At 45.9% G+C, this 21910-nt stretch carries 21 protein-coding genes, 2 tRNA genes and 1 rRNA gene; all 24 read right to left on the reverse strand.

Features of this window, described 5'->3' with window-relative positions; all coding sequences use genetic code 11:
- Positions 1–258 (reverse strand): 16S ribosomal RNA (locus tag RKD52_RS00005); the annotation flags it as partial.
- A gap of 286 nt (positions 259–544) precedes the next feature.
- Positions 545–2044: a lysine--tRNA ligase gene (lysS, locus tag RKD52_RS00010; RefSeq protein WP_369736051.1), complete on the reverse strand. Its 1500-nt coding sequence runs from the start codon at positions 2042–2044 to the stop codon at positions 545–547.
- A gap of 109 nt (positions 2045–2153) precedes the next feature.
- Positions 2154–3155 carry a tRNA dihydrouridine synthase DusB gene (dusB, locus tag RKD52_RS00015; RefSeq protein ID WP_369736050.1) on the reverse strand — a complete coding sequence of 334 codons (1002 nt, stop codon included), beginning with the start codon at positions 3153–3155 and terminating at the stop codon, positions 2154–2156.
- A 22-nt stretch (positions 3156–3177) separates the two neighbouring features.
- On the reverse strand, positions 3178–3387 hold the full coding sequence (locus RKD52_RS00020) for a helix-turn-helix domain-containing protein (protein WP_454098188.1): 210 nt from the start codon (positions 3385–3387) through the stop codon (positions 3178–3180).
- Positions 3336–3863, reverse strand: coding sequence for a 2-amino-4-hydroxy-6-hydroxymethyldihydropteridine diphosphokinase (gene folK / locus RKD52_RS00025; protein WP_454098189.1), 528 nt, complete (start codon positions 3861–3863; stop codon positions 3336–3338). The genes RKD52_RS00020 and folK overlap by 52 nt, the downstream gene beginning before the upstream one ends.
- Positions 3860–4222: a dihydroneopterin aldolase gene (gene folB, locus RKD52_RS00030; RefSeq protein WP_454098190.1), complete on the reverse strand. Its 363-nt coding sequence runs from the start codon at positions 4220–4222 to the stop codon at positions 3860–3862. Before folB ends, folK begins: the two co-directional genes overlap by 4 nt.
- A complete protein-coding gene (folP, locus tag RKD52_RS00035; RefSeq protein WP_454098191.1) occupies positions 4215–5072 on the reverse strand; it encodes a dihydropteroate synthase in 858 nt (285 codons plus the stop codon). Before folP ends, folB begins: the two co-directional genes overlap by 8 nt.
- Before the next feature lie 14 nt (positions 5073–5086).
- Positions 5087–5947 (reverse strand): aminodeoxychorismate lyase, encoded by an 861-nt coding sequence (pabC, locus tag RKD52_RS00040; RefSeq protein ID WP_454098192.1) that lies wholly within the window; start codon positions 5945–5947, stop codon positions 5087–5089.
- On the reverse strand, positions 5947–6531 hold the full coding sequence (pabA, locus tag RKD52_RS00045) for an aminodeoxychorismate/anthranilate synthase component II (protein WP_454098193.1): 585 nt from the start codon (positions 6529–6531) through the stop codon (positions 5947–5949). The genes pabC and pabA overlap by 1 nt, the downstream gene beginning before the upstream one ends.
- A gap of 11 nt (positions 6532–6542) precedes the next feature.
- Complete coding sequence (trpE, locus tag RKD52_RS00050) at positions 6543–7961, reverse strand: anthranilate synthase component I (RefSeq protein WP_454098194.1); 1419 nt, start codon at positions 7959–7961, stop codon at positions 6543–6545.
- Between the two features lie 113 nt (positions 7962–8074).
- A complete protein-coding gene (gene cysK / locus RKD52_RS00055) occupies positions 8075–8998 on the reverse strand; it encodes a cysteine synthase A (protein WP_342827113.1) in 924 nt (307 codons plus the stop codon).
- 120 nt (positions 8999–9118) lie between these two features.
- Positions 9119–10027, reverse strand: a complete 909-nt coding sequence (locus tag RKD52_RS00060) for a peptidyl-prolyl cis-trans isomerase (RefSeq protein ID WP_454098195.1) — start codon at positions 10025–10027, stop codon at positions 9119–9121.
- A 23-nt stretch (positions 10028–10050) separates the two neighbouring features.
- Entirely contained in the window at positions 10051–10926 is an 876-nt protein-coding gene (hslO, locus tag RKD52_RS00065) for an Hsp33 family molecular chaperone HslO (protein WP_454098196.1), read from the reverse strand.
- An 18-nt stretch (positions 10927–10944) separates the two neighbouring features.
- Entirely contained in the window at positions 10945–11712 is a 768-nt protein-coding gene (locus tag RKD52_RS00070) for a type III pantothenate kinase (RefSeq protein ID WP_029286099.1), read from the reverse strand.
- Between the two features lie 214 nt (positions 11713–11926).
- The gene (gene ftsH, locus RKD52_RS00075) at positions 11927–13858 is read right to left on the reverse strand and encodes an ATP-dependent zinc metalloprotease FtsH (RefSeq protein ID WP_454098197.1); all 1932 of its coding nucleotides are present in this window, start codon (positions 13856–13858) and stop codon (positions 11927–11929) included.
- Positions 13859–13961: 103 nt separating this feature from the next.
- Positions 13962–14504: a hypoxanthine phosphoribosyltransferase gene (gene hpt, locus RKD52_RS00080; protein ID WP_454098198.1), complete on the reverse strand. Its 543-nt coding sequence runs from the start codon at positions 14502–14504 to the stop codon at positions 13962–13964.
- Positions 14505–14525: 21 nt separating this feature from the next.
- Positions 14526–15914, reverse strand: coding sequence for a tRNA lysidine(34) synthetase TilS (gene tilS / locus RKD52_RS00085; protein WP_454098199.1), 1389 nt, complete (start codon positions 15912–15914; stop codon positions 14526–14528).
- 108 nt (positions 15915–16022) lie between these two features.
- Positions 16023–17105: a protein kinase domain-containing protein gene (locus RKD52_RS00090; protein ID WP_454098200.1), complete on the reverse strand. Its 1083-nt coding sequence runs from the start codon at positions 17103–17105 to the stop codon at positions 16023–16025.
- Positions 17071–17808 (reverse strand): VWA domain-containing protein, encoded by a 738-nt coding sequence (locus RKD52_RS00095; protein WP_454098201.1) that lies wholly within the window; start codon positions 17806–17808, stop codon positions 17071–17073. Before RKD52_RS00095 ends, RKD52_RS00090 begins: the two co-directional genes overlap by 35 nt.
- Positions 17809–17911: 103 nt before the next feature.
- Entirely contained in the window at positions 17912–20392 is a 2481-nt protein-coding gene (spoIIE, locus tag RKD52_RS00100; protein ID WP_454098202.1) for a stage II sporulation protein E, read from the reverse strand.
- 266 nt (positions 20393–20658) lie between these two features.
- A tRNA-Glu gene (locus tag RKD52_RS00105) sits at positions 20659–20730 on the reverse strand.
- A 9-nt stretch (positions 20731–20739) separates the two neighbouring features.
- Positions 20740–20816: transfer RNA gene (locus tag RKD52_RS00110), tRNA-Met, on the reverse strand.
- A 170-nt stretch (positions 20817–20986) separates the two neighbouring features.
- On the reverse strand, positions 20987–21439 hold the full coding sequence (locus RKD52_RS00115; protein ID WP_029286085.1) for a S1 domain-containing RNA-binding protein: 453 nt from the start codon (positions 21437–21439) through the stop codon (positions 20987–20989).
- An 81-nt stretch (positions 21440–21520) separates the two neighbouring features.
- Complete coding sequence (locus RKD52_RS00120; protein WP_454098203.1) at positions 21521–21901, reverse strand: septum formation initiator family protein; 381 nt, start codon at positions 21899–21901, stop codon at positions 21521–21523.
- Positions 21902–21910 lie beyond the last annotated feature (9 nt).

Genomic DNA, 21910 nt, shown 5'->3' on the forward strand with positions numbered 1-21910 from the left:
GTTACCTCACCAACTAGCTAATGCGCCGCGGGCCCATCTGTAAGTGACAGCCGAAACCGTCTTTGAATGTCAAACCATGCGGTTTGACATAGTATCCGGTATTAGCTCCGGTTTCCCGGAGTTATCCCAGTCTTACAGGCAGGTTGCCCACGTGTTACTCACCCGTCCGCCGCTGATCTCCGAAGAGATCCGCTCGACTTGCATGTATTAGGCACGCCGCCAGCGTTCGTCCTGAGCCAGGATCAAACTCTCCGAAGAAAATTTGTGACTCATAAATGTTGCTGACTTAAAAATTTAAAACGTTTGGTACGCTTTTGGTTTTGTTTAGTTTTCAAAGATCATTTGCTCCAAGAGCAGCTTTATAATAATATCAAATCTCAATTACTAAGTCAAGCACTCTTTTCACTTTTTTATTTTTCGCCGTCGCCGTTTTTTGCGGCAACGTTTAATAATATATCACCGCAGACACTATTAAGCAAGGCTTTTTTTATAAAAAATAAAAATAAAAAACCTCCGCCGAAATAGCGGAGGTTTTTATGTGTATTTAACGATGTCTCATATGCGGGAAGAGAAGGACGTCCCTGATAGAAGCCGAGTTTGTCAGAAGCATCACTACACGGTCAATTCCAATGCCAAGACCGCCTGTTGGAGGCATTCCATACTCCAGCGCTTCAATAAAGTCTTCATCCATCATGTGCGCTTCGTCATTTCCTTGTTCTCTTTCCTGAAGCTGTGCTTCAAAGCGTTCTTTTTGATCAATAGGATCATTCAGCTCAGTAAAAGCATTTGCATGCTCACGGGCAACAATGAACAATTCAAATCTGTCTGTAAAACGAGGGTCTTCATCGTTCTTCTTGGCAAGTGGCGAAATCTCAACCGGATGGCCATAGATAAATGTAGGCTCAATCAGGTGCTCTTCTACTTTTTGCTCGAAGAATTCATTGATGATGTGGCCGACAGTCATGTTTTTGTTGATTTCCACGTCATGCTCCGCTGCATGCGCTCTGGCGTCTTCCACTGACATTTCAGCCCAGAAATCCACGCCGGTGCGCTCTTTGATTGCATCAACCATATGAAGTCTCTTCCACTCCGGCTGAAGATCGATTTCATGTTCACCGTACGTAATTTTTGTAGAGCCTGTCACTTCTTTAGCAATATGGGCAATCAGGTTCTCTGTCAATGACATGATATCTTTGTAGTCTGCATATGCCTCATAAAGTTCGATCATTGTGAACTCAGGATTATGACGGGTAGAGATTCCTTCGTTTCTGTATACACGGCCAATCTCATATACTTTTTCAAGGCCGCCCACTATTAGTCTCTTAAGGTGAAGCTCAATTGCAATCCGCATGTAGAGCTGCATATCAAGAGCATTGTGGTGTGTCACGAACGGACGGGCTGAAGCTCCGCCTGCAATGGTGTGCATCGTTGGCGTCTCAACTTCAAGGTAGCCGTTTTGGTCAAGGTAGCGGCGCATGGATTGAATGATTTTGCTGCGTGCAATGAACGTGCTTTTGCTTTCATCATTCATGATGAGGTCGAGATAACGCTGGCGGTAGCGCTGTTCAATGTCTTTTAAGCCATGGAATTTATCAGGAAGCGGACGAAGAGACTTCGTTAAAAGCTCGAAGCTTGTAGCCTTGATGGAAAGCTCGCCGACTTTCGTTTTAAACATAACACCTGTAACGCCGACAATGTCCCCAAGATCAGCTGTGTTGAACAATTCGTACTGCTCATCACCGACTGCATCCTTGCGCACATAAATTTGAATTTGACCTTCAATGTCCTTAATATGGGCAAATCCGGCTTTTCCTTTACCACGCTTTGTCATGATTCTTCCTGCCAGTGTGACAGAAATGGCTCTTTCCTCAAGGTCTTCTTTTGAAATTTCGCCGTATTCACGGACGAGCTGCGATGTGTATCCTGTACGCTCAAAGCGTTTTCCGAACGGATCGAGACCCTTCTCACGCAGTGCGCTCAGCTTTTCCCGTCTTACTTTCAGCTGGTCATTTAATTCTTCATGGGTTAATTCTTCATTACTCAAAAAAATCAGCTCCTGTCCTCTATAAGGCTTGTTAGTCAATTATACCGGCGAATGCAGAAAAACTGCCAGTTCAAACTGGCAGTGTGCAATCGCTGCGGGGAAAGGCAGTTCATCCTGCCTGTATGCTGCTTTGTTCTTTCGCTTCTGCCTGCAATGTAAATTCATCAAGCAGATTCACAAGCTCGTCTCTTGTTTCAGTCGTATTTACGGCATTTCTTACAATGGCGTGCCCTCTGATTCCCTTCAAGTACCATGCAGCATGCTTCCTCATTTCTCTGACAGCCGTTTTTTCGCCTTTAAGGGCAACCAGACGGTCGAGATGAAGTTTGCATACATCCATTTTTTCGCGTACTGAAGGTTCGCCGATCAGTTCACCTGTTTCGAGATAGTGAACCGTACGGTAAATCATCCAGGGGTTTCCCAGTGCGGCACGGCCGATCATCACGCCGTCAACACCTGTTTCATCAAGCATTCTCTGGGCATCCTGAGGTGTTTCCACATCCCCGTTCCCAATGACCGGAATGCCGACAGATTCTTTTACTTCTTTAATGATAGCCCAATCCGCCGTTCCTTCATACATCTGAACTCTTGTACGCCCATGAACAGCTACTGCGCTGCCTCCGGCTTTTTCTACAGCCTGCGCATTCTTGACAGCAAAGATGTGCTGGTCGTCCCATCCAATGCGCATTTTCACGGTAACCGGTTTATCTACTGCATCTGTAACGGCAGAAACCATGTCATAGATTTTATCCGGATCAAGCAGCCATTTAGCCCCGGCATCACATTTTGTGATTTTCGGAACAGGACAGCCCATATTGATATCAATGATATCGGCTGTAGTGTTTTTATCGACAAACTTGGCAGCTTCTACAAGTGTTTCTTTTTCTCCTCCGAAGATCTGGAGGCTGAGAGGCTTTTCCCGCTCATCAATGTAGAGCATGTCCATCGTTCTTGCGTTGTTGAAAAGGATGGCTTTATCACTGACCATTTCAGCGCAGACAAGTCCCGCTCCGAATTCCTTCACCGTCAGGCGGAATGCCGAATTGCAGACTCCGGCCATAGGTGCAAGGACAACGCGGTTTTTCAATTGGATATCGCCGATTTTAAACATCGGGTTACCTCCTTTCAGAGCCTTACTCTCTCGGTGAAAGCTCTTCTATCGTGACGTTCAGCGCGGCCGCTACTTCTTCAATAAGCTGATCATTCGGAAGCCTGTTCCCGCGTTCAACCTCGCCTAAAACAGACACAGATATGCCAAGGTCTTTTGCAAACCCTTCCTGGGTATATCCTTTTAATTTTCGAAAAGCGCGAATACGTCTTCCCCATTTTTCTGCTGCTTCCATATTCGTACCCCTTCTTTGTCCGGTAGTTGATCGATTATGACTGAAAGCGGCTGACTGCTTGCTTGTATATGAATATTCTGGTCTATCTCATATAACGGGATTAATACGAACGAACGCTCTAACATCCTAGGGTGTGGAATAATTAGTTGCTCTGTTTCAATATTTTCGTGATTATAGAGCAAAATGTCAAGGTCCAAAGTCCGGGGCCCCCACCTGATATCCCTTTTTCTTCCGAGACTCTGTTCAATCCTCTGCATGACAGACAGCAGCTCAAACGCTGTCAGATCTGTGCGGACGGAGAGCACCATATTTAAAAATGCATCCTGATTCTCATAACCCACTGGATCTGTTTCATAGATAGAGGAAATTTCCTCCACCTCAATAGAAGAATGTTCATTCAAGCTCAGGATCGCATCTTTTAAATAGCGCTCTCTGTCTCCGATGTTGCTGCCAAGCGCAAGAAAGGCTCTGTTCATGAGCGTCCTCTCCTGATCTCCACGGCCACATAGTCGTAATGGCCGGGTATCGGCGGGTCCGGCTTGTAAAGTTTTACTGTGCAGAAGCTTACCTGCTGAAATTCTTCAAGAACCTCTGCCGCAATGTTCTCGGCGACAGCTTCTACAAGCTTGAACGGCTTTCCTTCAGCAACACCTTTGCAAATTTTATAAAGCGAAGCATAATTGACCGTGTGCTGCAGATCATCTGTCTGCCCTGCCTGCTTTAAATCAAGCTCAATGGTCAGGTCAGCCCGAAAACGCTGGCCAAGCTTCGTCTCTTCAGGAAAAACACCATGATACCCGTAAAACTCCATCCCGTTCACAAAAATTTTATCCAAGCTCAGCCGCTCCTTTTCCAATCATGGCATCCATCATTTTTGCCATTCTGGCAATTCCTTTCACATCATGCACCCTCACAATGCTGCATCCTTTTTCGATTCCGAGGCACACTGTAGCCCCTGTACCCTCCATTCTATCAGAAGGCGGGAGATCGAGTATGCGGCCGATGAAGGATTTTCTTGATGTTCCGAGCAGGACCGGATACCCCAATTGACAAAAAGTCTCCAGATTTCTCATGACCTCAAGATTATCCTCCATCGTCTTCGCAAACCCGATGCCCGGGTCAAGAATAATTTTGCTGTCCTTAACACCTGCGCGTTTGGCGATTGAGACACTTTCATTCAAATCTGAGATCATGTCCGGAATCAGCGCGGTGTAATTCCGTTCCGGCCGGTTATGCATGAGGATAATCGGCACATCGTATTTGGCAGCAACAGCAGCCATTTCAGGATCTGCTTTTGCCCCCCATACATCGTTTAGAATCGTTGCTCCGGCAAGAACAGCCTCCTCTGCCACTTCTGCTTTGTATGTGTCAATGGAGATTGGAACACTGATTTCTTTAGAAAGTTCTTTTATAATTGGAACAACTCTCCGGATTTCTTCTTCAGCAGGGACAAAATCCGCGCCGGGGCGTGTAGACTCTCCCCCGACATCAATGATATCCGCTCCGTCTGCAATCATTTCCTTCGCGTGGGCTAGCGCCGTTTCTATGCGGTTAAACCTGCCTCCATCTGAAAAAGAGTCAGGCGTCAGATTTAAAATCCCCATAATCAATGTCTTTTCATAAGGATTTAATCGGTACGGACCGCAGATCAGATCCTTTTTATCATCAGCTAAAATGGTGTCCATTTATCATCAATCCTTTACAGCTCTTCTCTGCTTTTCAGCATTCTGCTTTGCTTATAGATCCTTTTTAGTGTTTGCGTTACAGCGCCATTCTTTCCCGAAAAAACGCTAGAGCCAATTTCTTTCAGCGGAATGATTTCCTGAACAGAGTTTACGGCAAATACTTCATCAGCCTGGAGCAGCTCCTCTGCTGTAAACCTGCCTTCCACCCACCTCATTCCCTCTTTTTCCAGACAGCGGATGACGAACTGCCGGGTGATGCCGTTCAAGATCCCTGTATCTAAAGAAGGTGTATACACACACTCATCCTTTACCCAGAAGAGATTTGAGACAATCCCTTCTGCCACAAACCCTTCTTTCGTAAGAAAAATCCCCTCGATTGAAGGATCATTTCCTGCTTCTCGCTTCGCCAGAACATTGTTCAGATAATGATGGGACTTGATCCGTTCTTTCCCCTCAGGCGTATTTCTCGGAACAGACAGAAGAAGCCCTCGTTTTTCAAGGTCAGCCGGCAATTCAGGCAGTTTTCTCATAAACATCATGACAGTAGGTTCGCGATATTCCAGGGCACCGAACATCAGTCCGCCGTCTCCCGCTGATACGTTGAGGCGCACCGACACATCCTCATCCTGCAGATCGTTAAGCAGAAGCAGATGCTGAATGATCTCTTCTATATTCAGGCTGGATTCATCCAGCTGAATATTCAGCTCTCCCATGGCTTTTTTCAGCCTACTCATGTGATCATTAAGCAAAAACGGATGCCCCTTATAGACTCTGAACGTTTCAAACACCCCGAGACCATAAAGATACCCGTGGTCAAAGGGAGAGATCCTGGCATCCTTTGCCGGAATGAATTCGGAGTTCAAGTAAATATACATCAGACCTTTTCAGCAGGCCGGTGCGTTTGAATAAAATTGCCGAGCAGGTTCTTCCCAAAGGATGTCATGATTGACTCAGGGTGGAACTGCACACCTTCAACCGGAAGTGTTTTATGGCGGATCGCCATGATTTCGCCTTCTTCTGTCCATGCTGTGATATCAAAGCAGTCAGGCAAGGTTTCTTTTTTCACAATCAGTGAATGATAGCGGGTAGCTGTAAATGGATTCTCAATATCCTTAAAGATCGTTTTGCCGTCGTGGTGCATTTCGGATGTTTTCCCGTGCATCAGGCGTTCTGCGCGGACAACATCTCCCCCGAAAACCTGCGCAATGGATTGATGTCCAAGACAAACTCCGAAAATCGGAATTTTCCCCGCAAAGCGCTCAATGGCAGCCATGCTGATTCCAGCTTCATTCGGACTGCATGGACCAGGGGATATCATAAGAAAATCAGGAGCCATCTCTTCAATTTCATCGAGCGTGATCTCATCGTTCCTGCGAACGATAAGCTCCTCTCCAAGCTCTCCTAAATACTGCACCAGGTTAAACGTAAACGAATCGTAGTTATCAATCATTAAAATCATTCTCTCTCACCTCATACTGTCATAGTCTCTTCTTCGCTCAGCTCTTTCGCCCTAAGCAAGGCCTGCGCCTTCTTGAGCGATTCTTTATATTCGTGTTTAGGATTGGAATCGATGACGATTCCTGCTCCTGACTGGATGTAGGCATGTCCGTCCTTCGCAAGCAGCGTCCGGATGACAATGTTCATTTCCATATCTCCATTATACCCAATCCAGCCGATCGATCCTGTATAAATGCCTCTTCTTGTCGGCTCAAGCTCCTCAATAATTTCCATCGTTCTGATTTTGGGAGCTCCGGTAATCGTCCCTCCCGGAAAAACACCTTTCAGGACATCCATATAGTCTTTTCCTTCTGCAAGCAGGCCGCGAACATTTGAAACGATGTGCATCACGTGTGAATATTTTTCGATGACCATAAACTCGTTTACTTCAACCGTACCGTATTTGCACACTCTTCCAAGGTCATTCCGTTCAAGATCAACAAGCATAACATGCTCAGCACGCTCTTTCTCATTTTCAATCAGCTCTGAAGCAAGCATCTGATCTTCTTCTTCACTTTCCCCTCTTGACCTTGTTCCCGCAATCGGCCTTGTGCTTGCGTGTTCTCCGTCTATTTTGACCAACAGCTCAGGCGAGCCGCTGACAATCTGGAAATCCAGCAGATCCAGGTAAGCCATGTACGGCGATGGATTCACTTCCCTCAGGGTTTCATACACTTTAAGCGGATGCACCTTAAGAGGTTCAGTCTGCCTGACAGACAGGTTCACCTGAAAAACATCACCGTTTGCAATGTATTCCTTAATTGTCTCAACAGCATCCATAAACGATTCTTTTGTAAACCGGTGCGGGGATGCAGAATTTCCGGTTCCGCCTGCAGGCTTATGAACAAATGCAGCTGTCTGTTTTTCAAACCAGCGCTTTTCCATTTCAGCTATTCTGTTTTGCGCCTTTTTTAGGTCAGCTTCAGATGAATAGTGGGTAATGAACCAGATTTCCTTTGTCTGATGATCATAAACGGCCAAATCATCAAAAAGCAGAAAATATAGATCCGGCGTTTCAAGATCGTCAATCGAACGGCTTTCAAGCTTCTCAAACGCTCTTACACAATCATAGCTGAAAAAACCGATCGCCCCGCCCTGAAAATCCGGAAGCTCATCATTCTTTAAGGTATTAAACTGACTGAACCAGCTCCTGAATTCATCGAGAATATTTCCTGTCCGCTGCTCAGTTCCGTCCTTTGTCCGGATTGAAAGAACCGAATCTTTCCCTTTAATGACTGCAGCCGGGTGAAGGCCCGCGATGCTGTACCGGCCGCCCCTGCCGCTTTCAAGGATTGCGTGGCGCTCCTCGTTTCTGGAAAGATGCTGATATTGTCTGAAGAAATCAAGATTGTAAGCCGCCTTCTTTGCAAGCGGTTTTCTCTCAAGGTGCATGCTTAACCCTCTCCTTAAAAACTCATAAGTTCATTTTACATAAAACAGGGGAAGAATACATGTTGAAAATTTCTCCCATAAACAAAAAAAACAGCCCAAGGGCTGTTTCTTGATTAATCAAATTGATAAAGCGGCGTGCTTAAGTATCTTTCCCCGTTACTTGGGATAATGGCAAGAACCTTTTTGCCTTTACCAAGCTCTTTCGCTACTTGAAGCGCTGCTTTAATCGCTGCACCGGAAGAAATGCCTCCAAGAAGACCCTCTTCTCTAGCCGCTTTCCGCGCCACTTCAAAAGCTTCTTCATTTTTCACTTGAATGACACCGTCGTAAATATCTGTTTTTAGGATATCCGGAACAAATCCTGCTCCAATGCCCTGGATTTTATGAGGACCCGGTTTGCCTCCTGAAAGGACAGGTGAGTCAGCAGGCTCCACTGCATAGATTTTTATATCAGGATAAGCTTCTTTAAGAACCTCGCCCGCACCTGTAATGGTTCCGCCCGTTCCGATTCCAGCTATGAATGCATCAAGCTGGCCGCCCATCTGGCTGACAATCTCAGGACCTGTCGTACGGCGGTGGACCTCAGGATTTGCTTCATTTTTGAACTGCTGAGGCATGAAATAGCCATGCTCTTTTGCAAGTTCTTCCGCTTTTCTGATGGCTCCGCCCATGCCCTCAGGACCAGGAGTAAGAACAAGCTCGGCACCGTACGCCCGAAGTAGGTTCCGGCGCTCCATGCTCATTGTTTCAGGCATAACCAGGATTGCTTTAATCCCTTTTGCAGCTGCAACCATCGCAAGTCCGATGCCTGTATTTCCGCTTGTCGGTTCAATGATCGTATCGCCTTCTTTAAGAAGCCCTTTTTCTTCAGCAGCTTCAATCATCGCAAGCGCTATGCGATCTTTTACGCTGCTTCCAGGGTTCATAAATTCAAGTTTCAGGTATACATCTGCACTGTTTTCATCTACAATGCGGTTTAATTTGACAATAGGTGTTTCCCCAACCAGTTCGTGTATAGAATTTGCTACACGCGTCAATCTGACCACCTCTATTTCCGAGTATTTTTATTGGCTTTAAAAAGAATGTACCAAACCTCAGTCTGAATTGTCAATCTTTTCTTACTTCTCGGATAGGGCAAAATGCTCAATTCTGTTTTATCATTGGGGTGTGTCGCTGCCGTAAAACCACGTTACTCCCGCTTCTTCCCATAGAGGCTTTACAGAAACGGCTGATTCCATCTGCTCAAGGGCAATCTGCCGTCTGATCTGGTTCTTAGCTTCTTCAAATGAGTACTGCACGCCGTTAACCTTCTCTTTCAGGAGGATGACAGAATAGCCGTTTTCACTTTTAATCGGCTCGCTCCACTTATCTTTTTTGAGCTTTTCAGCTTCTTCGATATATTGAGCCGGAAGATAATCGTTTTCTGATGAAACATAGCCAAGGTCTCCGCCCTCGTTGGCAGAAAACTCATCGATTGATTTTTCCGCAGCGAGCGCTTCAAAGCTCGAGCCGCCCTCAAGCTCTTCGATTACCTTTTTCGCTTCTGCCTCTGTCTTCGTCACAATGTGAAAAAGGTGATACGTATCCTTAATGGAATAGAGATCCTGATTGGACTCGTAATAGGCCTTTAATTCCTTCTCCGGAATTTCAGCATCTTTTGTCAGCAGCTCTTCAAGCAGCATGCTGTACCTGATCTGCTCGCGCAGCTCTCCGTCTTCTGAAAGCTGCTCGTTGTCGAGTGAATTGTACATGGATTTATACATCGTAAGCTCCCGTTCAAGCTCCTCATCAGGAATTTTGATGTCATGTTTTTCAGAAAGCTCCTCAACAACCGTAAAATTAATCATTTCTTCAAGTGTTTCCCTGCCGAAACGATCTTCAAGCTCTGCCATCCACTGCTCTCTTGTTATTTCCTTATCCCCGACAGATGCAATGGATTCTGAGCTTCCCTTTGAAGCAGGTCCAATTGCAGCGATGCTGTCATCCTTTGTTAGAAAATATGCCAGAGTAAAACAGTTGATGATCACGAGTCCGAAGATAATCAGCCAGACCGCTTTTCTGTTCATCTCTCCATCTCCTGACCGCATGTTCAGCGCGCTTCGTCTTTCAGCTCTGTCAGTTCTTCTTTTGAAAAATGATACCGTTCATTACAGAAGTGGCATTCTGCTTCTGCTTTGCCGTCCTCTTCAATCATGCTTTGGATTTCATCCGCTCCAAGACTGATAATGGCATTTGAAATTCTCTCGCGTGAGCAAGGGCAGTGAAAAGCAACTGGGTGCTGATCAAGAATCTTCACATGATCTTTGCCGAGAATCTCAAACAGAATTTCTTCCGGCGAAAGCCCTTTTTGGATCAGTTTCGAAATTGGCTCTACACTTCCAAGCCGTTTTTCAATTTCCGCAATCGTTGATTCGTCCGTGCCGGGCATGAGCTGAATGATGAAGCCGCCTGCCGAGAGGATTGTGTTGTCAGGGTTAACAAGTACGCCTACCCCAACGGATGAGGGAACCTGCTCAGAGCTGACAAGATAATAGGTAAAGTCTTCGCCAAGTTCACCTGACACAAGTTCAACTGAACCTGTGAAATGTTCTTTCATGCCAAGATCCTTTACAACAGAAAGCGTTCCGGATGTCCCAACCGCTCTTGCTACATCAAGCTTTCCTTTTGCATTTAAATCAAAGTGTGTTTGAGGGTTTGTCACATAGCCGCGAACCTCGCCTTTTGCATTACTGTCAACGACAATCACGCCTATAGGCCCGCCTCCCTCCACTTTAATCGTCATTTTGCTGTCGCCTTTAAGCATTGAGCCCATCAGGACACCAGCCGTCATTGAACGGCCCAGGGCTGCAGATGCAGTCGGCCATGTCTGATGCCTTCTTTGCGCCTCTCCAACTGTGTCTGTCGTTTTAGCTGCGTATGCACGCACTTGTCCGTCATACGCAAGTGCCTTTACAAGATAATCCATGTTTTATCACCTTTCCAATTAAATGCTGTTTCGTTCAAAAATCAGCTGAAGTCCTTTGAGTGTGAGGAACGGATCAACGATGTCAATCACCTTCGACTCAGAAGCAATCAGCGTTGAAAGTCCTCCTGTTGCAATAACCTTAGGCTCTGCTTTAGACTGCTGTTTCATTCTCCCGACAATGCCTTCAACTTGTCCGACATACCCGTAAAGAATGCCCGCCTGCATAGCGCTGACCGTATTTTTGCCGATAATATCATCAGGTCGCGCAATTTCGATTCTTGGAAGCTTGGCTGCTCTCGAATAGAGAGCCTCAGTTGAGATATTGATTCCCGGAGCAATCGCACCGCCCATATATTGTTTTTCCTCGTTGATATAGCAGTAGGTTGTGGCTGTGCCGAAATCAACAATAATCAGAGGACCGCCGTATAAATGGATGCCTGCCACTGCATTCACAATTCGGTCTGCACCTACTTCACGGGGATTCTCATATTTAATGTTCAAGCCTGTCTTGATGCCAGGTCCGACAACGAGGGGCTTCTGTTTGAAATATTTCGTGCACATCCGCTCAAGCGAGAACATAATCGGCGGCACAACAGAGGAGATAATGATTCCTTTAATATCGGTCAGATGAATGCCTTCATGTTCAAAGAGGGATTTGATGAGCATGCCAAACTCATCTTCTGTTTTGTTGCGCGTCGTCTCAATGCGCCAGTGATGCTTCAGAGCATCCCCTTCAAAAACGCCTAAAACGGTATTTGTATTCCCTACATCCAGCACTAAAAACATATGTATCACCACTTTATCCAAATTCTTTTTCTCTGTATTCAATACTCTTTCATCATATCATGAAGCCGCCCTGAATTTATGCAAAATTTATGTGTGCAGCCCTGTCTTCCCTCACTCATTTTAGTCTTTTTAGGCAGCGGATTGCAAAAGGAAGAACCTGAAACGGCGTTAAAAAACCGCATGTTCAATGTGAACATGCGGTTTTGATGTATGATCAGTCTTCTTTACGGTCTTCGTGAATCTCAGATGTCTGCTCTTCATCCTTTTTTGGAAGGATGTTTACTTTTACATCTTCTTTCTTTTCATGTTCTGAAACCGGACGGTCAGGCAGGGTGCCATGATCCACCAGATGCTTGATCTGCTCTGCATCGAGAGTTTCGATTTCAAGCAGGGTTTGAGCAATCAGTTCAAGCTTATCGCGGTTTTCAGTAAGGATTTTCTTAGCGCGCTCGTAGCATTCTTTAATGATGCGCTGTACTTCCATGTCGATTTCATGGGCAATCGCATCACTGTAATTCTGCTCGCTGTTAAAGTCGCGGCCTAAGAATACCTGTCCCTGGGACTGTCCGAACTGAAGCGGTCCAAGTTTGTCACTCATACCGAACTCCGTTACCATGCGTCTTGCAATGCCAGTGGCACGCTGGAAGTCGTTCGTCGCACCTGTGCTCACTTCGCCGAAGACGATATCCTCAGCCACACGTCCGCCGAGCAATCCTGTAATTTTATCAAGCAGCTCAGGCTTCGTCATGAAATAACGGTCCTCTTTTGGAAGCATAACGGCATAGCCGCCAGCCTGACCGCGAGGCACGATTGTTACTTTATGAACCATATCGGCTTCATCAAGAACAACACCGATAATCGTATGTCCGCCTTCATGATAGGCAACAATATTGCGTTCTTTTTTGGAAATAACGCGGCTTTTCTTGGCTGGACCTGCAATTACGCGGTCTGTCGCCTCGTCTATATCCGTCATATCCACTTTCTTCTTGTTGCGGCGTGCTGCAACTAGCGCTGCTTCGTTCAGCAGGTTCTCAAGGTCTGCACCCGAGAAGCCAGGTGTACGGGCTGCAATGGACTTCAGGTTTACCGTATCATCTAAAGGCTTATTGCGGGCATGAACTTCAAGCACCGCTTCACGGCCTTTAAGATCCGGACGGTCGACTGTAATTTGACGGTCAAATCGTCCCGGACGCAGAAGTGCCGGGTCAAGAATATCCGGACGGTTCGTTGCAGCAATCATGATGATGCCTTCGTTTCCGCCGAATCCATCCATTTCAACGAGCAATTGGTTCAGCGTCTGCTCGCGCTCGTCATGGCCGCCGCCAAGACCGGCGCCGCGCTGGCGTCCAACAGCATCGATTTCATCGATAAAGATGATACAAGGAGCATTTTTCTTTGCATTTTCGAAAAGGTCGCGGACACGGGAAGCTCCCACCCCTACGAACATTTCAACAAAGTCAGATCCGCTTATAGAGAAAAACGGAACGCCGGCTTCACCTGCTGCAGCGCGGGCAAGCAGGGTTTTACCTGTACCCGGAGGTCCTACAAGCAGAACGCCTTTTGGAATACGGGCGCCAAGCTCGGCAAATTTGCGCGGGTCTTTAAGGAATTCAACAACCTCGACAAGCTCTTGTTTTTCCTCGTCAGCACCGGCAACATCTTTGAAACGCACTTTTTTCTTTTCTTCGCTGTAGAGCTTCGCTTTGCTCTTGCCGAAGTTCATTACACGGCTTCCGCCGCCCTGAGCCTGGTTGAGCAGGAAGAAGAAAAGAATAAAGATAATGACAAACGGTATGATGGATGTAAAGAATGTTACCCATCCGCTCGTTTCTTCTGCAGGAACAAATTTAACACTCGTTTTGCCCTGCGCTGCAGCATCAACACGGTCCAGAGCTTTGTCGCTCAGTACATGTGTTACAAACTGCTCTTCTTCTTTATAATCATCCAGCTGGCCCTTTACTTCATATACTCCGCGAAGCGGCTGTATCGTAATATTATCCACGTCACCAGCTTCAAGTTTGGAAATGAACGTACTGTAAGTTAATGGCTCAGTTTTTGTGTTGTTTCCCTGGAAAAAACTGACGACTCCAATAACCACTAAAAAGATTAATAAATAAAATATGGTATTACGGAAGATCCGATTCATTCCTTACCTCCTCCCACAGTAAACACAACTATTTTAAATAGTATCATAGAAAATCATTCCAATACAACTGATTGGCCGTTTTGGTACTTGACAAATGCTGCATTTACTTATTTTCGTAAATTTCAGGCTTCAGCACCCCGATATAAGGGAGATTGCGGTAGCGTTCGATGTAGTCAAGTCCATAACCTACAACAAATGCGTCCGGCACTTCAAAGCCCACATAATCAGCCTGAATATCTGCTTTGCGTCCTGTTGGTTTATCAAGAAGCGTCACGATACTGATCGTTTTTGCCTTGCGGTAGCGGAAAAGCTCTACAAGGTAGCTCAGTGTAAGCCCGCTGTCGATGATATCTTCAATAATCAGGATGTCTCTGCCTTCTACTGAAGTGTCAAGGTCCTTCAGGATTTTCACTTCACCGGAAGATACTGTAGAAGTACCATAACTTGAAACATCCATAAAGTCCATTTCCAAGTATGTATCAATGTTCTTCAGCAGATCTGCCATGAACGGCATAGCGCCTTTCAGCACTCCGATAGCAAGAGGGAAACGGTCTTTATACTCTTCAGTAAGCTGAGCTCCCAGATCCTTTACCTTCCGGCTGATTTCTTCTTCTGTTATTAATACTTTTTCGATATCCTGCTTCATTACAAGTTGCCCCCTACAAAATCATTGCTCTTTATATTGCAAAACAACGTAGTCACCTGCGCCGCACCCGGCATCTTCAAATGAAGACTTTTTAAGGCCGGGAAGCCAAAGGATCTTGCCGCTGCCATCTTCTAAAACAGGCCAGCTGTTCCTTCTATGGACCGGTACTTTTGCATCAATAAATATATCTTTTACTTTTTTCGTACCGTTCATGCCCTTCAGTTTGATTTTATCGCCCTGCTTTCTTGTCCTTATAAGCAGAGGCTTGGTCAAAGACTCGGCCGGCATGACGAACACATCGTTTCCAGCTATCCATTCATCAGGTTTTCCGCTGATGATTTCACAAGTGAGGAGATGCCCGTCTGGAAGTACTGTGCTTGACGGGATCTGCACTGTCCTTGAAAATGACTGGTCCTTTATTTGTTCAAAAGTAAACAAACACGTTTGGTAGGATTTGATTACTTTAAGGCCGTCTGGAAAATCTAGTGAACCGGAAGGATGTGTATGCGAGAGTAAGGATTGTAGACTCTCAATATGTATAGAAGAAAGGGAAGATGGTTGGTCTTCATAAAGATAGTTTAATATTAGTTGAATACATCTTCTTTGTAAAGGCATAGGCAGGGTGTTGAACAAATCGATATCGAGTTCGGCTTCGTGCTTTTCTTTCCTTTTCAACACTGTATTCAACTTTTCTTTCGATAATTCCTGTAAGAACTCTTCATCTTCTTTGAAAGTCCTGCTGAAATACTGAAATCTCCCGTGCACTTTCGGGTTCTCTTCCTTCAGGAATGGAAGAACCTGTTTACGGAAGCGGTTGCGGGTGTAATCAAGCTTTTCGTTGCTCGGGTCAAACCTTGGAGCCAGATGGTTCAGGCTGCAGTATTCGAGGATTTCACTTTTATCAGCTGAAAGCAGAGGCCGGATAATGCTTCCGCCTGCAAACTCCCTGTGTTCCGGTATCCCGGCAAGCGCTGTTCCCGCGCTGCCCCTTGTCATTCTCATCAGAATCGTCTCGATCTGATCATCGCCATGATGGCCTAAAGCTATGAACGAAGCCTGATGCTTCTTCATGACTCTTTCGTAGAAGGAATAACGGCATTCTCTTGCCGCGCTCTGAATGCTCATCTCAGGGTTTTCTTCCGCATACTTCGAGACATCGATCTGCACAGCTTCGCACAGAACATGATGGTTCCGGCAAAACTCCTTTACAAATTCCATTTCAAGGGCGGATTCAGCTCCCCGGAACATGTGATCAACATGAGCCGCAGCAAGACTCAGGCCGAATTCGGATCTAAGCCGGATAAATAAATGAAGCAGGGCGAGTGAATCAGGACCTCCTGATACACCTATGACGACTGCTGTGTCTTTCACTTTATAGCGTGTAAGAAAACGTCTGAAACGTTCTAGCATGGCATTCCTCTTTTATAGCATAGTCTTTGCGTACCTTCATACTATCATGACAGCTTTCAGCCCTGCAAAAAAGAAGTCCCCCGTTCACATATTTACCATAAATTCGCGCTACATCAGATAGTGATAGACGTAAAACGAGTAGATAATGCAAAGTGCGGCAAGGATCATGACGGTTTCAACCCATCCTCCGGTCCTGCTTTTCTTTTTTGCTTTTACACGGACCGGCCCCTGACTTGCTGCATTGCCTGATGGCCCGGGTCTCACTGCTTTCGCCTGTTTGGATGTTCTGCTTTGCCGTCCATGCACCTGAGACGGTTTTGCCGCTTGAGCCTGTCCTGTCTGCACGCGGCTTTTCTGCTGCTTTTGCGGTGCTGAACCCTGCTCATAGAGAGACGTCAGAAAGTCCTTTTTCATATCAGCAGCATAGTGGTATTTTCCCAATAACGCTTTTTTCAAAACAGCTGAATGCTTTCTTAAATATGGGTGGTCCTGAATGACTTCCATGAGCTGTCTGCCGCCCTCATCCTGCTTTTTAAACCGTTTTGGATGAACAGAGTTAATGACGATCATGGCAGCTGCAAACAAATCGTAGGATGGCTCAGCCCTGCGGGTGCCAAGACCCCAGTACCCTCTGTCAAAAAAGTCGGTGAATTCTTTGATTGACCTCCCATTCAGAGTTGTACCCCCAACGTCAATGAACCTCAGCTTTACCGGCCGTTCTGCCACCATCAGATTTTCAGGCTTCAAATCGCCGAATACCCATCCGGCCCTGTGCAGCTCCTCTAAATTCGACAGCAGCTGAACCGTCAGCACCCCTATCCATTCCAATCCCTGATTGCTGATGAAATCCAGGTATTGCTTTCCGCTGATATATTCCATCACATAAAATGGAACCTGCTCTCTCGTTCTTGGATGTATCCAGTCATCTACATCAACTAAAGCAGGCCCAAGGGAACTCCCCCGGACCTTTGAAAAGTGCTTAAGAACATTCACTTCGGACGTAATGGACATGCTGTTCCCGCTTACCTTCAAAGCGGCAAGTCCACTTCTCCCTTCTGCCAAGTAAACGATCCCTGTAGCACCCTGTCCAAGCGGCTTTACAATACGGTACTTGTTATGATGCCACTTTCCTTCAACGACAGTGCCGGGCAGAAGATTACATGTTTGATTCATTGAAGTATTGTTCATCATCTGAAAGCAGGCTCCTTAACGAACGCTTTTTCTTAAACGAATGGATGCCATCGCGAATGGCAGGTCCCGTAGGCGTGATGCCGCCTGTTGTCAGCTTTGGGAAAATAGAAGAGAGAGATTCAAGTTTCGGCGTCCAGTCAAGGACCGTTTCAACTTCTTCCTTTTTCCCAGGAAATACAGACACTGAAAATTGATTTTCTCCTATTCTCGAATTCAGGCTGATTGATAAATCAAGCAGAGATTCTTTAACGGTCGGAAGCTTAGGTTTCATGCTTCCGCTTGTATCAACAAGAATCAGGATCTCCATGCCGATTGTTTCTCCAAGCTCATCGACTACTTCCATGACCTCGCCCCGTTTTTCCGGGGAGAGCTCCTCCATTGTCACTTTTTTGCCCAGAATCTGCTGCAGTTCGGAGTTCACAACACCCTGCAGAGTTTGAGTCATCGCCTGTCTTGTGACCATTTGAACCGTCTGTGACAGCTGCTCAGCATATACCACCTGGCTCACTCCGCCTCCGGACATGGCAATTCCTTCGATTTCATTGATCGCATCCTGGTCTACAATGTTTTCTTCCAGTATTCCAATGACGTTAACCGTAATCCCCTGTTCTTTTGCAAGAGCAGCCATCGCGACCGGATCTTCGCCATGATTGGAACACCCGTCAGTTATCAGCAGTATTTGTTTCAGTTTCCCTTTATTCATTGGTTCAGCCCCTCCAGATATCCTCTTATCACCAAGGAAATAATGTAGTATCATCCTCGCCAGTAATAAAGAGTTTTATACTCCGAAAGAAGGCTTTAAAGCGTTAAACCGCCCCTTGCTTTTTAATATGTTTCGCAGTCGGAATGGATGCCCATTTCGGTGTATTATGGTCGACTTTAGCAACGACAACGGTCATATCGTCTTCAATCTTCCCGCCCCGTGTCCTTATAACCTCCTCCATAATTAAATCTGCGACCTCCTGAGGATCCATTGTCTCAAGCTCTTTGATCTTCCGCTTCATCCAAAGATCGTGGTTCTCTACATGCTTCGGCCCTTCAAAGATGCCGTCGCTCATCATAATCAGCAGATCTCCCGCTTTCAGCTGCTCTCCTACGACTTCCACATCAAACTCATCGATGATGCCCATCGGAAGATTGCTTGCCTGTATTTTCATGATCTGGTCTCCGCGTTTAATAAAGCTTGGCGTAGAACCGATTTTAAGAAACTTGCATGTAGCATCCTGCAGATCGACAATCGCAAGGTCAAGCGTGGAAAAAATTTCATCTGTCGTTCTCAGGGACAGAATGGAATTTATCGTTTTAATCGCTACCTTTTCTTCAATTCCGGACTGAAGAATTTTCTGAAGCAGCTTAATGGTTTCATTGCTCTCAAAATGGGCTCTTACTCCGTTTCCCATACCGTCGCTGATTGCAATCGCATATTTGCCGAAACCAAGCTCAATAGTTGAGTAGCTGTCTCCCGAAACGAGACCTCCGCCTTTTGCCGCATGGGCAACACCCGAATCAACCCGATACGTTCTTGAAGACCCGAACGATACATGACAGTAGCCGTTCGGATAGCTTGAGCATTCCTCACGTTTCACAATAATGGATTCCTCAAGAATATCAGACAGCATCGGAGCTATGATTTTTTCGCACTCCCCGTGGCCATTGCAAAACGGGATGCTCATTTCAATATCGACATTTCCCTGTTCAAGACTGTATATATCAACGTGCCCTATCTCAATGCCAAAGCTCTGGAGCGCTTCGAGAATCTGCTCCTCCTGCACAAAATGATTCTCCCGTTCACGCTTGATTTCTTTTGAAAAATCCTCCATGACCTGAGACACACCAAGCAGCTGTTCCGCTACAAGCCGCCTGCTTTCCTGCACTTGCTGCTTCAGCTTTTCGTTCGCATCATAATAGTTGATTTCCTGCTCAATAGCCTCTTCCACCTTTTTCGGTTTTGAGCAGTACTTTTCAAACTCTTTTTTCAGCTTGCGGTTGCTGTGATACGTATTTTCTTTGCTTTCATCCATAATAGCCTTCATAAACTCATAGGTTGTATCAAAATTCTGAACCCAGCACCTTTCTTTTTTAAAGCAGGTCTGGCACGTTTTTTCCGTAATCGTGCTTAAGAACAGGTCTGTTCCCCGCTGGTCTTCTGATTCTTCGCTTTTTTCATAGAAGGTGGCAAAGCTTTCAGAAAGAGCATAAAAAACCTGTGAGAACTGATCGACCCTGTGAGCGGTCACATCCCTGATTTTCCGCACGTACTGCTGCTGCTCCTGGGTGTGCTCGTTCGTACCAGGGATGTGCTTGGCCAGCTTATTGGTGATCGCCTTCGGGGTCAGCAAAAACAGACCGATGGCAATAACGGATTCTGTCAGGTTTTTCATCAGATCCGTTGAACCCTCTCCGTACAGGGTAATAAGCAGCGATCCAATCAGCAGTCCGATTGCCGCCCCAAACTTCTGCCCTTCTTTTAGCAGGCCTCCAAGAAGCCCCGAAAATGCAAGGAGGCTCATCTGATATAAATTCCCTACGTTTGCAAGACTCAAAATCAATCCCGTTACCACACCGACCGTACAGCCGATGCTTGAGCCCCCGATAAAGGCAAACAGCAGGACAATATAGCGTGAAAAGATGTGCTCAGCCTGAAGTTCCTGATAAGTGACACCGACAAACCCTGTCAGGACAGAGGCAAGGAGAATCATAATGCAGATGATTTCTTCTATCTTAAGTGACTGCTTGTACTTCTTTGCAGAAAGAAGAGGCAGACTCTGCAGGAAGATGAGCGAAAGGATAAAGGCAAGGCCGGATTCGACTCCTGCCATCATATAATCGTAAAGAGTAAGCGGGCCCTGGAGATAAAAGTACCCGACCCTCGTCACCATCATAGAAAGAAAGACAACAAACGGCAGTGCCTTCATCTTGTCTTTATAAAGAAAGGATGCCAGCTTTTTCATCACCAGGAAGACGAAGATTGAGGCGGTGACAAAGAGAGAGGTTTGCCAGGAGATGGTGGCTGCTCCTCCGATCAGAGCAAGCGAAGCAAAAAGCGCTTTATCTTTTTTCATCAGCAGAACGGCTCCGAAAAACGGCAATGCAAACGGAAGCACCTCTGTCAGAATTAAAGCCCGTCCAAGCAGAAAGCCAATCAGCACAAACAGCAGGCCTCTATGTAAAAAAAGAAGCTGCATTCTTGTCCCAAAACGGTTCAAAGAACGATTGAACCACTGATGCGTTTTTTCAAGGCTGACTTCTGTCATCGGCTCGATTACCCTTCTTTCTACCTTTTCCATATTTTCATTCCCCCGTTTTTTGATATTACGGCTATTATATAGAAGGCTCAAAAAAGAATTTGTCAAACGAGGGGCCGGTATACCAAGAAACGTTCGACTGTTTTTTTGAATAGCGACAAAATGCACGAAAAACAGGGTCATTTTACAGGAAAAGGGGATAAGCAGTCTGAGAAATGAGTCGCAACCGGGAGAAATTGCAGGAAACCAAAAGGAGAAAGCATACAAAAAACCCCGGCTCTCAAATAAGAGAACCGGGGTTTGTATGATGACCCGTACGGGATTCGAACCCGTGTTACCGCCGTGAAAGGGCGGTGTCTTAACCGCTTGACCAACGGGCCAGTTAAAAATGGTAGCGGCGGAGGGAGTCGAACCCACGACCTCACGGGTATGAACCGTACGCTCTAGCCAGCTGAGCTACACCGCCATTTTTAAAAGCCATTTGTATTAGGCACAAGATATATAATACAAAGGATTGTCTCTTTCGTCAACAAAAAGTTTAAAAAAGTTTTCAGGAGCCATTTTTCCCATAAAAAAAGAAAGCACACGCGCATGTGCTCTCCTGACGATTAAGCATTTATATCAGATAGCAGCAAGTTAACCTCTTCTTGCTCCGCGACCGCCGCGTTTTGATTCCGTGTTGCGTTTTAGAGATGATAAGCGATCCTCGCTGTCTTTAAGGAATCTGCTCATTTTTTGCTCGAAATTCTCTTTAGGACGGAACTCATTTGTGTTTGATCTTCCTCTTGGACGATCTGGGCGGTTTGGACGGTCTGAGCGGTTCGGGCGGTCTGGACGTTCTGGGCGCTCAGGACGATCAATAGCTTTCTTGATGGATAAACCGATTTTTCCGTCTTTCTCTACGTTGATGACTTTTACAGTAACTTCGTCACCTACTTTTAAGTGATCGTTAATATCCTTCACGTAATTATCAGCGACTTCACTGATATGGACTAGTCCTGTAGTGCCGCCAGAAAGCTCTACGAACGCTCCGAAATTTGTAATGCCCGTTACCTTACCTTGCAGCTTGCTGCCAACTTCTATCGACATAAAAAAAATGCTCCTCCTTAATAAACATAAAAACTCATTATAGTTAATTATACATAATGTAAAAATCAAGTGTCAACAACACTACTCTTTACCTTTTTTTGGCAAAGAGAAGATGATTTCGTTCTCATCCGATAAAAAATAGTCGCGGCGTGCGATTTTTGCAATATAATCATCGTCGTTCAGCTTCACAATTTCCTCTTCGAGCACCTTTTCTTCTTTCTCAAGCTCAGCAAGCTTACTCTCAAGCTTCTTCTTTTCTTCTGCCTTTTCTTCAATGGCGCTTGATTGGGAAATCAGGGTCGAAAGGACAATAACTGAAGTCACCGCTGCAATTAATCCAAATAACGTCAGCCGTCTGATAAGGCCGCGTTTCCGCCGTTTCATGATCTGGTCTTTTCGCTCCTGCTGCTGCACGTACTGTGACTGAAGCTGGGTAATTTTCCGTTCTTTAGCGAGACTCATTCATTAGCC

The organism is Metabacillus sp. SLBN-84, from assembly GCF_053629595.1.